Source organism: Paenibacillus sp. MER 180, assembly GCF_023713665.1.
Lineage (GTDB): Bacteria > Bacillota > Bacilli > Paenibacillales > Paenibacillaceae > Paenibacillus_B > Paenibacillus_B suaedae.
Map to the genome: position 1 here is coordinate 413072 of NZ_JAMAVT010000003.1, position 14494 is coordinate 427565.

The following is a 14494-nucleotide window of genomic DNA, read 5'->3' on the forward strand; positions in this document are numbered from 1 at the left end:
TAAACACATATATGTATATGGTATCCAGAGTTTACATTATAGGATAGGGAGGGATATTTGTTGTCGCAAGCCAACATACCTAATATTACACCCATTATTACGGTAACTAGGGATGACGCAATCAATTTATTACTGTCCTCTATTGCTTTAGAAGAGCTCGGGTTAAGTCATATCCTTAATGCAGAAGGTGAAAAAATACAGTTTGCGCTTGGTACGCTGCCAGGAGTTACATCTCCTCCAGCGACTTTGAGTGATGTATTATTAGTAAATCAAAGTGTGCGTGATACAATTCGTGATGTGACGAAAAAAGAAATGCTGCTTCAAACAAAGTTGGAAACGGTTCTAGCAGCGCCAGTTGTTGCCGCAACCGGGGCAACAGGTGCAACCGGAGCAACAGGAGCAACAGGAGCAACAGGTGCGACAGGTGAAGCTGGGACAACAGGTGCAACGGGAGTAACCGGGGCAACGGGCGCAACCGGGGCAACAGGGGTGGGCACAACCGGGGCAACGGGCTCGACCGGTGTAACAGGTGCGACAGGAGAAACTGGCGCCACAGGTTCGGGAGCCACAGGAGCTACAGGAGCCACGGGTGCGACAGGTGCACAGGGTATTACTGGTCCAACTGGCCCGGGAGTAGGAGCCACAGGAGCTACGGGAGCCACGGGAGCGACAGGCGAAACGGGAGCAACAGGAGCCACGGGAGCAACGGGTGCAACAGGAGCAACCGGAGCAGGAGCCACGGGAGCAACGGGTGCAACCGGCGTAACCGGAGCGACCGGCGCCATCGGAGCGACAGGAGCGACAGGTGCAACCGGAGCAGGAGCCACGGGAGCCACAGGTGCGACGGGCGAAACGGGAGCAACCGGTGCCATCGGAGCGACAGGAGCAACCGGAGCAGGAGCCACGGGAGCCACAGGTGCGACGGGCGAAACGGGAGCAACCGGCGCCATCGGAGCGACAGGAGCGACAGGAGCAGGAGCCACGGGAGCCACAGGTGCGACGGGCGAAACGGGAGCAACCGGCGCCATCGGAGCGACAGGAGCAACAGGAGCAACCGGAGCAGGAGCCACGGGAGCCACAGGTGCGACGGGCGAAACGGGAGCAACCGGCGCCATCGGAGCGACAGGTGCAACCGGAGCAGGAGCCACGGGAGCGACGGGCGAAACGGGAGCGACGGGCGCCATCGGAGCGACAGGAGCAACAGGTGCAACCGGGGCAGGAGCCACGGGAGCCACAGGTGCGACGGGCGAAACGGGAGCAACCGGTGCCATCGGAGCGACAGGAGCAACAGGAGCAACCGGAGCAGGAGCCACGGGAGCCACAGGTGCGACGGGCGAAACGGGAGCAACCGGCGCCATCGGAGCGACAGGAGCGACAGGTGCAACTGGAGTAGGAGTAACAGGAGCAACAGGTACGACAGGTGCACAAGGTATTACCGGACCGACTGGACCGACTGGACCAACTGGGCCGACGGGAGCAATCGGAGCAACCGGAGTTGGAGTTACTGGAGTAACGGGTGCGACAGGGGCACAAGGTATAACCGGATCAACTGGGCCGACGGGAGCAACAGGTGTTACGGGAGCGACTGGAGAAACAGGAGCGACAGGAGCAACCGGAGTAGCCGGGGTAACCGGAGCCACAGGAGCAGGAGTTACCGGAGCAACTGGTCCAGCGGCACCATCTATTATTCCATTTGCGTCGTTCTTACCAATATTGCTAACGACTGGTTTCTGTGGAGTAGCGGGTATTGGTGGTCTCATTGGATTCGGCAACAGCGCACAAACTCCTTCGGTACTTGGAGCTACTATCGACCTTACGGGAGGACCTGGGATACCTTTAAATCTTGCATTTACAGTTCCATGTGGAGGAACCATTAAATGTATAGCTGCATACTTTAGTGTTACTTCAGGGCTCTGCTTAGACTGCTTGGGTGGGGTTAATCAAACGTTAACGATTCATGCTCAACTCTGGCAATCCACTGTGCCAGATAATATCTTTACACCAATAGCAGGAACGTTAGTAGATCTGCAGCCATCATTGACGGGAGTTATTACGTTAGGTGAACACGTAAATGGGTTGCTGTCGGGCTTGAATATCGTAGTTCCACCTCAAACTCGCTTGCTTTTGGTATTCTCCGTTACGACTACTGGATTGACAGAGCCAATTTCGATTGCAGGTTATGCAAGTGGAGGAGTCACTATCATTTCGAATTAACTGAGAGTCGAATATCCTTCCTGCTCTTTAGTTTGATACGAAAAAAAGGCAGCCGCTTGGGCCAACGATGCATCATCGTAAGACTCAAGGGCTGCCGCTCTATTTATAGCTGCATCTTATATTATAGGTTTGTATCGATATCTGCCCACATTTCCTCATCAACGTCAAGCTTAATCTGATGACGGAATACACGTTGTCCGTATTCCTTGCTCATGTACTGTTCAATAGCTTCCAGCAGATTGGACTCAATCAAGTATTGGGAGCGATCATGCACCCATACTTCAGCTGTGAATCCATGCTCTTCATCCCAGCACAGCTCAACATTTACATCTTCGGGTCGAACCTGCTTGCGCATCGCCATGTGAAGGCATACAGCATTAATGAGTTCGTCCATAGAGAGACGAAATTGCATTAATTCCACCGCCCAGGACCTGGTGTAGATGGGTTGCGTTTATTTCTGAACCTCTTCACAACCATCATAACAAGGCTGATGAGAAGGAATATTGCCATTACGTTGATCATAAGCCCAAGGATGTCTCCCAGGAATCCAAGATTGCCGAACATGCTGCCGAACAACATTCCAGCTAATCCACCAATCATTAAGCCTTTCATTAGGCCGCCGCCACTGAAAAATCCACGTTGCTGTGTCGGTGCTGTGCTTGATGTATTGCTCTTATTGGTGTTGTCTGTACGATTCACCTGATTCGTAGACTTGTTTGGAGCTGGCTTGTACTTCTGAACTCCAGAGCGGAATGAACCTCCGCGCTTGGCATCAGCCACGTCTATCACCGTCGGTGTTGTTACCGCGAAGATAAGGAAGAATGCCATAACGACCATGATCCATTTATTACGCATGAATTGCCTCCCTATTGATGTAATATTTGTTGACAAGTAATAATACGTGTTCGAGTAAAAAGAGGTTTCAAATAAATATTGAAATTGATACAATAAACGAAATTAAGTTCATTGCAACGAGGACTGTTTTTATAGTAGGAGGAACACGATGCGATATCCAAAAGCGTATATTGAATATTTGGCACATTTCCATGGGCCAAGAGACTGGTTCGAATGTCATGAAATTATGGAAGAGTATTGGAAGGAGGAGCCCTCTGCGGAACGGAAACGTCAGTGGCTTGCACTTGTACAAATTGCTGTAGGCCTCTATCACGAGCGCCGAGGTAATGTGGCAGGGACATTGAAAATGTTATCAAGTGCACTTGGACATGCGGAAGCGATCGACTGGGGGGCGCTTGGAATTAATGGTGAGACCCTGAAGCATGAATTGAAGGAACGGGTAGCATTACTCACAGATGAGAACAAGATGACAAACGCAGCTTCCACATACTCGGAGTGGAACTTTCCAATAGAAGATCAATATCTGCTTGAATTATGTATCCAATCTTGTGCGGATAAGGGATGGACTTGGTGTATGAATGGCAGTCAATCAATTGCAGCGGTTAGAGACAAGCACCTGCTGCGCGATCGGACAGACGTCATCGAAGCGAGGCAGCAAGCATTCAAGGCTAGAACCACCAATAGAAAGTCGACACGATCAGGAAAATAAGGATCCCGTCTGTAGATACCAAGATACGGACGGGAACCAGATGTTTATGAATCAGAATCCTCTTGTTCTAACATTTGAACAACCCAGCGGCACCATTCAATTTGGGCGGCAGCAAGAGAAATTGCACGATGAAGCAGGATATAGTCGCCGAAATGCTTGGATCGAATATGGCGATCTTCCTCAGAGATTCGATCAAGCAATTTCTCAAAATAAGCCGTTTTGGTCTCCAGTTGTTTCATTCGGGTTAGGAATAATGGAATCGTGATTTCTTTCTCGGTCATCCAAATGCACTTTGTTTTTAAGCTGAGCTCATCACGTGTCATTTGCTCCGCAGGAGGTTCGCCCAGCCAATCCAATACAACAGACTTCCCTTGTTCAGTAATGGAATAGACCTTCTTGTCGGGTTTGTCCCGCTGTTCAATTCGCACAAATTGAACCAAGCCCTCTCGTTCGAGCTTTGCCAATAACGGATAGATCTGGCTGTGCTTCGCTGGCCAAAACGGCTGGATACGGAGCATAAGATCATAACCAGAACAGGAATCGCTAGCTAGAAGGCCTAGCAATCCGTATGACAATGTATTCAGCAACCCTAACACCTCCTCTTTCTTTCAATGTACCCCTTCTGTCGTTTCTACTTCATTCAACTTGTAACCATAGCAAGAATGCAAATGATACAATCCCCATTATATGTAAGAATATACATAATATCAAGTGTGATTTGAAAGATCTCAGCAGTTATTATTTCCCTCATATCGGATGTGGATAGATCCCGTAAGTGGCATGGTTGCTTCGCATAGAGCATGAGGGTATGATGAGAGAGCAAGCATGATTAGGGAAACGGGGTTATTGTCAATGCGAACATCACAACAAAATCAAAATCGAGACCGGGCTATACCGGTTATTATATTATCTGGCTTTTTAGGAACGGGTAAGACGACATTGTTGAAGCAGTGGCTGCAGTGGAGCACAGAAGAGAATTTAACACCTGCTGTCATTATGAATGAAGTTGGTGAAGTGAATTTGGACGGTCAGCAGCTTCCGCCTGAAGTGGCGATGAAGGAAATGCTCGGTGGCTGCATATGCTGTTCGTTCCGCGGCGACTTCAGCACCAAGCTGTATGAGCTTGTACAGGAAGAACAGCCGGATGTCATCTATGTGGAATGTACGGGAATAGCAGAGCCGATGGAACTGGTCGAGTCAATTACCGAAGTTTCTCTATATTCAGATATTGTGTTGACTAACATCGTGACGGTTGTCGATGCCAAACATCTGGGAGACCTGCTAGATGATGAGACCGCCATCCAGAAAGCGAACCGCAAGATGATGCGATTGCTGGAAGAACAGGTACGAGCGGCAAACACAATCCTATTAAATAAATCTGATTTGGCGACAGCTGAACAGCTCGATAAAGTACAGCAGCATGTGAAGCAATGGAATGCACACGCTAGCCTTGTCATTACTGATCATGCCGTCGTCGAACGAGAGCTGTGGATTCAGAGCTGTGTACATGCAGGAGGATCGTTATTGCTTGTTGAAGATGATGTGCAATCCAGCGAAAATACGAATAATACACATGCGCAGCATGGTCATGATCATCTCCATGTGGAGCATGCGAAGAAGGATTCACACCATCATTCTCATTCACATGCTCATGATTTCGTCACAGCGTGGACGCATCCATTGTCTGAGCCGATGGACAGTGAACGATTTGAAAATTGGCTGTCCACGCTGCCTTCAAATGTGTATCGTGCTAAAGGGATTGTAAGCTTTACTGATACGACGAAGCGTTATATGTTCCAATTTGCATATCGTCAATCTGAATTTATTCCGATAGCGCCTCAAGGCGAGGTGAAGGATGTGCTTGTCGTTATCGGTGAGCATTTGGATACGGGATTGCTTCAGCGAACTTTTGAAGAGGCCGTGTACAAGGCTTAGGTGTTTGTTGTTGAGTAGATGATTACATCTTAACATGGAGATCGTACAAGGATGAGCCAAATCGACTTTCATCATAATTTTAATCAATTTTTTGACGGACTTGAAATAAAGCGAATGGATTCGAACCGCAACGAACAATTACTGCTCCCTTCACATATAGGTGAGGGGACGATTCGAAGATTTATTCCGCGCACCGATATTGAAGTTATTGTCTCGAATTATACGATGAACCGTGAGCGAACCATATCGCTGCAAACGGAGGCAGCGATGGTTGAACTGCAGTATTGCTTGCAGGGGACTAGGGGAGTGAGCATAGCTGGTGAGCGAAATGAAATCATCCCAGGAATATGCTCCCTGCAATTGATTAAACAAGCAGATGCGAGGTTTGAGTTTACTGGCAATACGACGTACCATATGGTCAGCATTGGTATCCCAATTCACACCTTTCATCATTTTATGGAGGAAGGTGATGGGACGAGAAGGGTGGATTTCTCGCAGCTACTTGGCAGCCAAGATTATGGGTGTGAATATGAACGAATTACGCCTGCTTCTACCTTACGTTTGCATCAACTGCTTGAAGCATCCTTGATGTCCAGTACTCGAAATATTGAATTGGAATGCCGTGCTATGGAGTTATTAGAAGAAGCCTTCCAACTGTTCTTCTCGAATCCCAGAACATCTCATACGAAGAAGATGAGTAGAACGGATATGCAGAAGGTTAAGCAGGCAAGAGAAATTATGGTGCAGCAAATGTCAGATCCGCCCTCATTGCTGGAGTTGTCTCGCATGGTGGGCTTGAATGATTTCAAGCTGAAAAAGAGCTTTAAAGAAATGTACGGAGCAACTGTATTCGGCTATTTACGAGAGAAGCGGCTGGAGAGAGCACTGTTTCTGCTGCAGCAGGGCAAGCTGAATGTGACGGAGGCCGCTTATGAAGTGGGTTACTCGAATGCCAGTTATTTCTCGGAAGCTTTCCGCCGCAAATATGGTGTGAATCCTGGAAGCTTAGTCCGTCAATCAGAACGAATATAACATCTTTACTACAAACATGTCTCTGTATACAGTAATGCAGAATGACCTCATTTCCTAATAATTTGATAATCTTGTAGACCGCTCTTGTGAGTGGTCTTTTTTTGATGGACGACACCGCAAACACGAACACGCAGTATGGTACCGTTCAGAGATCGAACAAGGCTCTGTGTCTCTTACAAGGGGAGGACGTAGAGCCTTGCTGCATTCGAAATGATATTTAGGATTTGGACGCTGCTCGATACTTGTCTAAGAATTCCTTTACCTTCTCAGGATCTGCCTTCAGTTCATTCCCGGTCTTTACGATTGGGCTGACCGTCGAGGCTGCCTTGAAGATATGGTTATTGTAGAATTTCAAGAAGTCTTCTTGGTTGATAGAGTATAGAACTGCTTTTCGCAGGTCTGCACTCTTGGCTACTTCTCGATTCGCTGTGTTGAAGAGCAGGTAAGATACTGCATTGCTCTCAATGCTTTGTAAGGACAGCTTGCTGTCATTTTTCACAAGGTCAAATTTTGTTTCAGGCACTCCATAGTTGACATAGATTTCACCGCTTCGAAGTGCGGCCAATTGGCTGTCAGCATCCTTTATGAAGCGCAGAATGACTTTATTGATTTTCGGTTCATGCTTTGTGCCTCTCAAGTAACCCGGATTTTTGTATAGAATCGCTTCATAATCATTTTTATAGGACAAGATATATGGTCCGCTCGTAACCAGTACGTTATTGTATTTGTTACCTTCCGTAACTGTATTCTGATCTCCATATGGAATGTCCTTGTTAACATCGAACTTCGCTACATCGTATGTATTGATGCGCTCTACCTGCTGCTTCGATACGATTCCTGCCGACTGATGGGCCAAATAATTTAATACTTGAGGGAAAGGTTCAGTTGTTGTCAATTTGATAACTTGATATTTGCCGGTCTTGCTGTCCGCGTCATTTTTATTCGTGACAAGTGAGGAAATCTTGTTTTCAAGTCCTTGCTCTAGCACAGTCTTAATTGTGTCACTGCCTCCTGAGAGCTTCGCCGTTTCCAGCTCCTTCAGATCTGAGACAATCTCAACGGACTTAATATGCTCATGCAGGCTGTACGTGCGATGATCGGGAACAGAGTTCTTATCCTTTGCCCGATTCAGGGAAAATACAACATCGTCAGCTCCAACGCGCTCGCCGGTATCAACAGCAAGCTTGTTCTCAATTTTGGTAAAATGGATATCATCTCTCAAAATAAAGTAATAATCCGAGTTGCCTTCAGCAATTGCGTGATTGTAGGACAAGGAACCGTCTGAAGTGATGCGGTCATCATCGGTCAGATTAATGAGACGTACATACATATTCGTATTGATCATGTTGATCGATCCATCATTGCCTTTAATCGGATCAAGGGAGGTCAGCGTTGAAGATCCTTGCGCCAAAATGAGAGGAGTTGCTTGACGCTTGGAAGTATCCTTAAAGTCTACATCCTCCCAGGCAAAGGAACGAGACTTGGACAATCTCACGGAATCTCCATTCAGCAGGTCTTTATTGTAAGCTTGGCTCTTTAACGAAATATATAAGGGCACAATATAAGCTTGATCAAACACGAGCCGCTGCTCCAATTGCTTGTAGGTCTCGATAAACTCGGCAGGGGTCTGTGAGGCCGCTTTGTCGATCAGTGCATCGATTTCCGGATCAGCGAGGATACTGTAGTCTCCGCCTGATTTGAACAGGGAACGTACGGCATAATCGGGATTTCCCGTTACGGTGGTCCAGCCTGACAGTGCGATATCATAGTTGCCAGCTTCCTTCTGAGCCTTGAAGCTGCCGTAATCCGGCTGCAAGTTCAACTTCACGTTGAAGCCATTTTTGGTTAGTTGATCACGAATGATGTTAAGATCGGATTCGCCAGTGCTCATGCCCAGCAGTTCGATGGTCACTGGTGATCCCGTTTCTGTTTGAGGCTTATTTTCATCGCTTTTGGCAGGCTCTTTGCCAACGGTAGCGGATTTCGTACTTAGCGAGCATCCGCTTGCTAACACGAGTACAGACAATAGTAAGATGAAGAACTTGCTTTTGGATAGCATGTAAGTTCCCTCCCATAATCTCTTATTTGTGATTCTGACTTCTTTGTTCGTGAGCGTATTTTGCAGCATGACTTGTGGCCATTTTTTCCTGTGTTAGGCTAAGTGATCGCATTCCCTCAGTGCATTTTCGGATCAAGTGCATCCCGTATTCCATCGCCAAGGAAGTTAAAGGACAACACAAGTGCGATGATAGCAATGCCTGGGTAGATAGCGAGATAAGAATGTGATTCAAGATAAGTGCTGCCAAGCTTCAAAATGTTGCCCCATTCTGGGATATGCGGCTCAACGCCAAGTCCTAAATAACTTAAGCTGCTTGTTGAAATAACCGCGCCACCGATTGTAAGTGTCGACTTTACAATCATCGGGGCAAGTGAATTCGGTACAATATGCTGGAATATAATTGCCAACTTCCGTTGACCAAGGGCCCTGGCTGCTTCCACGTATTCGTATGTAGCTACGACCATGACGCTAGCTCTCATCGTGCGGGCATAGCTTGGAATTGATCCGATGCTTAGTGCAGCAATGAGATTGATCGTGTTGGCGCCGAATGCCGCGATGATAGCGATAGCAAGCAATATCCCCGGAATAGCGTAGAGCACATCGAGCAGCCGCATAATGATATTGTCCGTCCGGCGTCCATAGAAGCCGGAGATGGCGCCGAGCACACCGCCCACAATGACAGGGATTGCTGTAGAAATGATTCCGACAATGAGTGAGATACGAGATCCAAATATAATTCTCGAAAATAGGCATCTGCCAAAGTTGTCGGTGCCGAGCGGGTAGGTGAGGCTCGGTGTTTGCAGAATCGCACTGTAATCATTCTCCACAGCGATGCTGTAATCGAAGGTGAAGAAGCTGCAAATCGAGATCGAGAACAAGAAGAGGATAAAGAATAACCCTGACATGGCTGCTGCATTCCGAGTTATTCGTTCCCATACTTCCCTCCACTTCGCACCAGTCTCATCATACGGATTGTTCAGTAGCAGCATGACTCCAAGCAGCAGAGCGAATATATTCCCGGTAATCGCTGTGAACAGGAGTAGAATCGCAACGATCCGTATCCATGGCTGTATTCGGTTCTGTATAATGCCGCAAGCTATTAGAATGAGGATTATGAGTTGGAAAGTGGCGATCACGAGCAGGATCAGCATCGCCGCTGGGAACGTATCGGCCACATAGGGCTTAAATAGATTTAGAGCAGAGACGCCGATAACAAAGAGCTGTGTCAGCAGCATGTATACAGCTAAGGAATAATGCAGCGAAGCTCTGCTTTTCAACAAATGAAGGGAGGCGGCTGCAATAAATACATTCCCAGTGAGAAGGCTTAGTAATAACAGATAACCCACAGATCGCGTAGAGGTTCTGATGTCGCCGCTTCTGCTGATATCATGCTTAATCTTGATCGTGACACCCAACTGAAGCAAGGTGAAGAAGATATATAGGACAGCAGCGGTGAATACATAATGCCGTACAGCTTGATTTGTTACATCATAACTGTTCACCAGCAGGAGTAGAGACAATAAGGATGATACGATGGTCGCGAAGCTGGCGTACTTGTATTCTCTATTTGTTTTCAGTCGGTTTGTGTTATCGCATCGTTTGTCTAGTAATTTTTTCATGATTCACCTGCTTTAGTATTGTTTCATCTTGGTACGAATCCGTGGGTCAATGAAGGCGTACATAATATCCACCGCTAAATTGACCAGTGATATCGTAATCGCCGTGTAGACAACACCTCCCATAATGGCAGGAATATCTGGAATGAACTGCTTATCGATGATATAACTGCCGATACCGCTAATATTGAACACCTTTTCAGTAACTGCAGCTCCTCCAAGCATTGCTCCAAATTGCAATCCCACGACCGTAAGAATCGGAATGAGGGCATTTCTTACAGCATGCCGGAGCAGTACCTGCCGATTGTGCAGCCCCTTCGCTCTAGCAGTTACTATGTAGTCCTCATGAATCACCTCAAGAGTAGAAGCGCGGGTCATGCGGGCAACGGATGCTGTCAATCCTGTTCCAAGTACAATGACCGGCATAATGACAGACAGCCAATTATTCGGATTATAGGTAGCAGGCAGCCATTTCAGATGAATGGAGAAGTTAAGAATGAAGATCAGTCCCTGCCAAAAGTTGGGTATTGATAAACCGAGCAATGCGATGAAGATGAACGTATAATCGAACAATGTATTTGGTCGTGTTGCAGAAATGATGCCGATCGGCAGTGCAATGAGGAGAGCAAGTGCAAGTGAAATAATTGTTAGCGTTAACGTAATTGGAAATTTGGCTGCGATGGCAGTTGATACTTCTTCGTTGCCTGCAAATGAACTGCCTAAATCAAATGTGGCGATGCCTCTTAACGTGTTCCAGAGTTGAACGAAAAAGGGTTGATCCAAACCGTGCATCTTATTGAACGCCTCGATCTGCTCCACTGTTGCCGTTTCTCCCAAAATATTAACTGCGGGATGGAATGGGGACAGCTTCAATATGGTGAATACGACAATAGAGACCCCGATAATTACAAGCAGGCTCATCATCAATCGTTCAAATATGTATTTGAGATATGCGTTGTAATACAAGAGCACAAGCAGATACATCGGAAATCCGGGAAGTAAGGTCAAGATGATAAACAGCGGGTGTCGAAGCAAGGCTTGAAAGGTGTCAGAGTACGTAGTGTGTCTATGGAGTCGTTGGTCAAGCTGCTTAATTGTATGTTCATGTACGGCTTGGCGGAATTGTTCTTCAGTCAACTTATGAACCTGGCGATTGAACTGGAGATTGTCTATGTTCTCACCGAAGAAGCGATGCTTGCAGCGCAGTTGATCCTCGAAGTCGGCTTGAAGCTTCTCTTTGTAACCAGAAGCGAGGAGTTCCTGCGTGACCAAATCTCGTGTCGCTTGGACGTTATCATCCCTTCGTCTAACCTGATAGATAATGTATGCCGCAAGGTGGACAGGCAAGCCGAGCAGTATGGCAAGACGTGCATTGATTGGGTTCAAGCTCAACTTTGTATAGCTGTGGCTGATTGTCTCTGTCCATTTTGGAAGCCTAGGCGCTTCAGTATATTCCATTTGCATGTAGCATAAGCACCTCCTTCACTTTTAAATTGTATAATTCCGATGGATATAGTATATTTTATTTCAAGGTTTTGTCAAGAACTGTTAGCAAACCTATTCATCACTATGATAGACGGGAGAGCGGGCATGGAGCATATCCTTCAAGTTCAGGATTTATCGGTAGCATTTCAGAATCGGGAGCAAGAGATTCATGCGGTTCGAGGCGTAAGCTTTGTGGTCAACCCAGGCGAGACACTCGGAATTGTGGGCGAATCAGGGAGTGGCAAGAGCATTACTGCACGATCCATCATGCGCCTGCTGCCTTCGTCGATAGCATCAAAGCAGAGTGGTACGATTATTTTATTAGGTGAGGACGTGGCGCTTTATTCAGAGTCCGACATGGAGAATGTTCGTGGACGGCACATCGGGATGATTTTTCAAGATCCGATGACTTCATTGAATCCAACGATGAGCATTGGAAGTCAAATTGCAGAGAGCTTAATCAAGCATCAGGATATGACAGTTGCACAGGCAAAGGCGGAAGCGATCAACATGTTGAAGATGGTTGGGATCCGCAATAGTGACGTGCGTTATTCTCACTATCCTCATGAATGCTCAGGCGGCATGCGTCAAAGAGTGATGATCGCTATCGCCCTTGCCTGCAGGCCGGCACTCCTTATTGCAGATGAACCGACAACTGCACTGGATGTTACAATTCAAGCGCAGATCTTGAGTGTCATGAAGCATATGCAGAGAGAATTTGGTACTTCAATCATTCTCATTACACATGACCTTGGTGTCGTAGCAGGGATGTGTGATCGTGTGCTCGTCATGAAGGAAGGAGAGATTGTGGAGGAAGGCTCGACCGTAGAGCTATTCGCCAATCCACAACATCCATATACGCTAAAATTATTGAATGCGCTTCCCCGATTACATGAGAAGAAGGTGAAGTCTGCCCCATTCGTTCGTCCTCGGTTGGCTGATCAACGTCCATTGCTGGAGGTTCGTTCCTTGAAGCAGCATTTTGATTTGGGCAAAGGGAATATCGTAAAGGCAGTTAACGATATTAGCTTCTACATCCAAGAGGGGGAGACGCTTGGCGTGGTGGGCGAATCCGGCTGCGGCAAATCAACGACAGGAAGAGCGATATTGCGCCTGCATGAGCCGACTGGCGGTGATGTGCTGTATCAGGGCATGTCGGTAAACCGATTGTCAGCACAGGAGATGAAAATCGTTCGCAGGCAAATGCAAATGATCTTTCAGGATCCGTACGCGTCATTGAATCCGAGATGGAAGGTTATTGATCTGATCGGTGAAGCGCTGGATGTTCACCGATTGGTCTCAAGCAAGCAAGAGCGGAAGAAGCGGGTAGAGGATCTGCTCGATATGGTTGGGCTAGAGCCATCTCATGCTATGCGTTATCCGCATGAATTCTCTGGAGGGCAGCGTCAGCGCATCGGAATCGCTAGAGCGCTTGCGGTAGAACCGAAATTCATTGTGTGTGACGAACCACTATCAGCGCTTGATGTATCGATACAAGCCCAAATTGTGCAGCTGATGCAGGAGCTTCAGCAACGTCTTGGCTTAACCTACTTGTTCATTGCACATGACCTGTCTATGGTCAAGCATATTAGTGATCGGGTAGCTGTGATGTATCGCGGCAAAATCGTAGAGTTGGCAGAAAGCGAAGCATTGTATTCGAACCCGCAGCATGCGTATACGAAGTCATTGTTAGCCGCAATTCCTGTACCGGATCCGCAGATCGAAATGCGGAAGCCTCGTGCATTCATGGAAGAACTGGAGGAATGCGATCCGTATCAGCTGGAGCGTTCCCGATTGGTCGAGGTTGCCTCGGGTCACTGGGTGTCCATTCCTTCGTAGGTCAAGCTTATATGGAACTATTGGAAATAATAACAAAAAAGCTCCTGTATCAGAACACAAGTTGGTTCTGGTACAGGAGCTTTGCCCGTGTCTATGTAACGGGATTATCGAGTAGCAGAGGGCGAATGCTGCCCATGCCCTGGTTCGGAATCCTTATCTTCCAAGAAGCGATATCCGTCTGCAACCCATTCCAATGCCCCCGTATCTGGATGGATGACCATGCCATGCACAGGTACGTCAGAAGGAAGAAGCGGGTGCTTGCGCAGCACTTGTACGCTGTTCATTACCCCTTCATGGACATCATTGAAGCCTCGCAGCCAGTGGTGCAGCTTAATGCCGGAGTTCGTCAGTGTATCCAGAACGACATCTTCAACGCCGCGCTTCTTAGCCTTGTCAATAATTTGTTGAGAGTTTAAGCCAGTCATCCCGCAGCCATAGTGTCCGATAACGATAACCTCATCGGCTTCCAGTTCATAAATAGCGACAAGCACACTGCGAACAACACTTCCGAATGGCTGTGAAATGATTGCACCTGCGTTTTTAATAATTTTTACGTCGCCATTTCGCAAATTCATTGCTTTTGGAAGGAGCTCGACAAGTCGAGTATCCATGCATGTGATAATGACCATTTTCTTGTCGGGGAATTTGTCAGTTAAGTACTGTTCATATTCGCGCTTCTCGACGAATTCACGGTTGAAATCTAAGATGTTTAACATGTTGGACATGTTTTTCCCTCCCTTGCATGTTGAC

The 14494-nt window shown here is 47.3% G+C and carries 12 protein-coding genes; 5 read left to right on the plus strand and 7 right to left on the minus strand.

What is annotated here, in order from left to right:
* Positions 1–60: 60 nt before the first annotated feature.
* Entirely contained in the window at positions 61–2214 is a 2154-nt protein-coding gene (locus M3661_RS06930; RefSeq protein ID WP_285852853.1) for an exosporium glycoprotein BclB-related protein, read from the plus strand.
* A 121-nt stretch (positions 2215–2335) separates the two neighbouring features.
* Here M3661_RS06930 and M3661_RS06935 read toward each other — a convergent pair whose 3' ends face one another.
* Positions 2336–2626, minus strand: coding sequence for a YxcD family protein (locus M3661_RS06935; RefSeq protein WP_065292994.1), 291 nt, complete (start codon positions 2624–2626; stop codon positions 2336–2338).
* Positions 2626–3069 (minus strand): import inner membrane translocase subunit Tim44, encoded by a 444-nt coding sequence (locus M3661_RS06940; RefSeq protein WP_021253955.1) that lies wholly within the window; start codon positions 3067–3069, stop codon positions 2626–2628. Before M3661_RS06940 ends, M3661_RS06935 begins: the two co-directional genes overlap by 1 nt.
* Before the next feature lie 148 nt (positions 3070–3217).
* Between M3661_RS06940 and M3661_RS06945 the strand changes: the two genes are divergently transcribed.
* Positions 3218–3778, plus strand: a complete 561-nt coding sequence (locus M3661_RS06945) for a DUF309 domain-containing protein (protein WP_021253954.1) — start codon at positions 3218–3220, stop codon at positions 3776–3778.
* 44 nt (positions 3779–3822) lie between these two features.
* Here M3661_RS06945 and M3661_RS06950 read toward each other — a convergent pair whose 3' ends face one another.
* Complete coding sequence (locus M3661_RS06950) at positions 3823–4365, minus strand: PadR family transcriptional regulator (protein ID WP_021253953.1); 543 nt, start codon at positions 4363–4365, stop codon at positions 3823–3825.
* 265 nt (positions 4366–4630) lie between these two features.
* On the opposite strand from M3661_RS06950, the gene M3661_RS06955 reads away from it, so the two are divergent.
* Complete coding sequence (locus M3661_RS06955; protein ID WP_251483112.1) at positions 4631–5713, plus strand: CobW family GTP-binding protein; 1083 nt, start codon at positions 4631–4633, stop codon at positions 5711–5713.
* 51 nt (positions 5714–5764) lie between these two features.
* Entirely contained in the window at positions 5765–6745 is a 981-nt protein-coding gene (locus M3661_RS06960) for a helix-turn-helix transcriptional regulator (RefSeq protein ID WP_065292996.1), read from the plus strand.
* Positions 6746–6962: 217 nt separating this feature from the next.
* On the opposite strand, the gene M3661_RS06965 is transcribed toward M3661_RS06960, so the two are convergent.
* The 3 genes from M3661_RS06965 to M3661_RS06975 form a co-directional block, all read right to left on the minus strand.
* On the minus strand, positions 6963–8804 hold the full coding sequence (locus tag M3661_RS06965) for an ABC transporter substrate-binding protein (RefSeq protein ID WP_251483114.1): 1842 nt from the start codon (positions 8802–8804) through the stop codon (positions 6963–6965).
* A gap of 116 nt (positions 8805–8920) precedes the next feature.
* Positions 8921–10423, minus strand: coding sequence for an ABC transporter permease (locus M3661_RS06970; RefSeq protein WP_251483116.1), 1503 nt, complete (start codon positions 10421–10423; stop codon positions 8921–8923).
* Between the two features lie 12 nt (positions 10424–10435).
* On the minus strand, positions 10436–11878 hold the full coding sequence (locus tag M3661_RS06975) for an ABC transporter permease (protein WP_251483260.1): 1443 nt from the start codon (positions 11876–11878) through the stop codon (positions 10436–10438).
* A gap of 132 nt (positions 11879–12010) precedes the next feature.
* Between M3661_RS06975 and M3661_RS06980 the strand changes: the two genes are divergently transcribed.
* Positions 12011–13744, plus strand: a complete 1734-nt coding sequence (locus M3661_RS06980) for an ABC transporter ATP-binding protein (RefSeq protein ID WP_251483118.1) — start codon at positions 12011–12013, stop codon at positions 13742–13744.
* A 104-nt stretch (positions 13745–13848) separates the two neighbouring features.
* On the opposite strand, the gene M3661_RS06985 is transcribed toward M3661_RS06980, so the two are convergent.
* Positions 13849–14469, minus strand: a complete 621-nt coding sequence (locus tag M3661_RS06985; protein ID WP_021262329.1) for a beta-class carbonic anhydrase — start codon at positions 14467–14469, stop codon at positions 13849–13851.
* Positions 14470–14494 lie beyond the last annotated feature (25 nt).

What these genes read in the sequence shown, in the direction of transcription:
- M3661_RS06985 (WP_021262329.1), bottom strand. Translation starts at nt 14,469, where the DNA reads ATGTCCAACATGTTAAACATCTTAGATTTCAACCGTGAATTCGTCGAG.
- M3661_RS06975 (WP_251483260.1), bottom strand. Translation starts at nt 11,878, where the DNA reads ATGGAATATACTGAAGCGCCTAGGCTTCCAAAATGGACAGAGACAATC.
- M3661_RS06965 (WP_251483114.1), bottom strand. Translation starts at nt 8,804, where the DNA reads ATGCTATCCAAAAGCAAGTTCTTCATCTTACTATTGTCTGTACTCGTG.
- M3661_RS06935 (WP_065292994.1), bottom strand. Translation starts at nt 2,626, where the DNA reads ATGCAATTTCGTCTCTCTATGGACGAACTCATTAATGCTGTATGCCTT.
- M3661_RS06970 (WP_251483116.1), bottom strand. Translation starts at nt 10,423, where the DNA reads ATGAAAAAATTACTAGACAAACGATGCGATAACACAAACCGACTGAAA.
- M3661_RS06980 (WP_251483118.1), top strand. Translation starts at nt 12,011, where the DNA reads ATGGAGCATATCCTTCAAGTTCAGGATTTATCGGTAGCATTTCAGAAT.
- M3661_RS06945 (WP_021253954.1), top strand. Translation starts at nt 3,218, where the DNA reads ATGCGATATCCAAAAGCGTATATTGAATATTTGGCACATTTCCATGGG.
- M3661_RS06940 (WP_021253955.1), bottom strand. Translation starts at nt 3,069, where the DNA reads ATGCGTAATAAATGGATCATGGTCGTTATGGCATTCTTCCTTATCTTC.
- M3661_RS06960 (WP_065292996.1), top strand. Translation starts at nt 5,765, where the DNA reads ATGAGCCAAATCGACTTTCATCATAATTTTAATCAATTTTTTGACGGA.
- M3661_RS06955 (WP_251483112.1), top strand. Translation starts at nt 4,631, where the DNA reads ATGCGAACATCACAACAAAATCAAAATCGAGACCGGGCTATACCGGTT.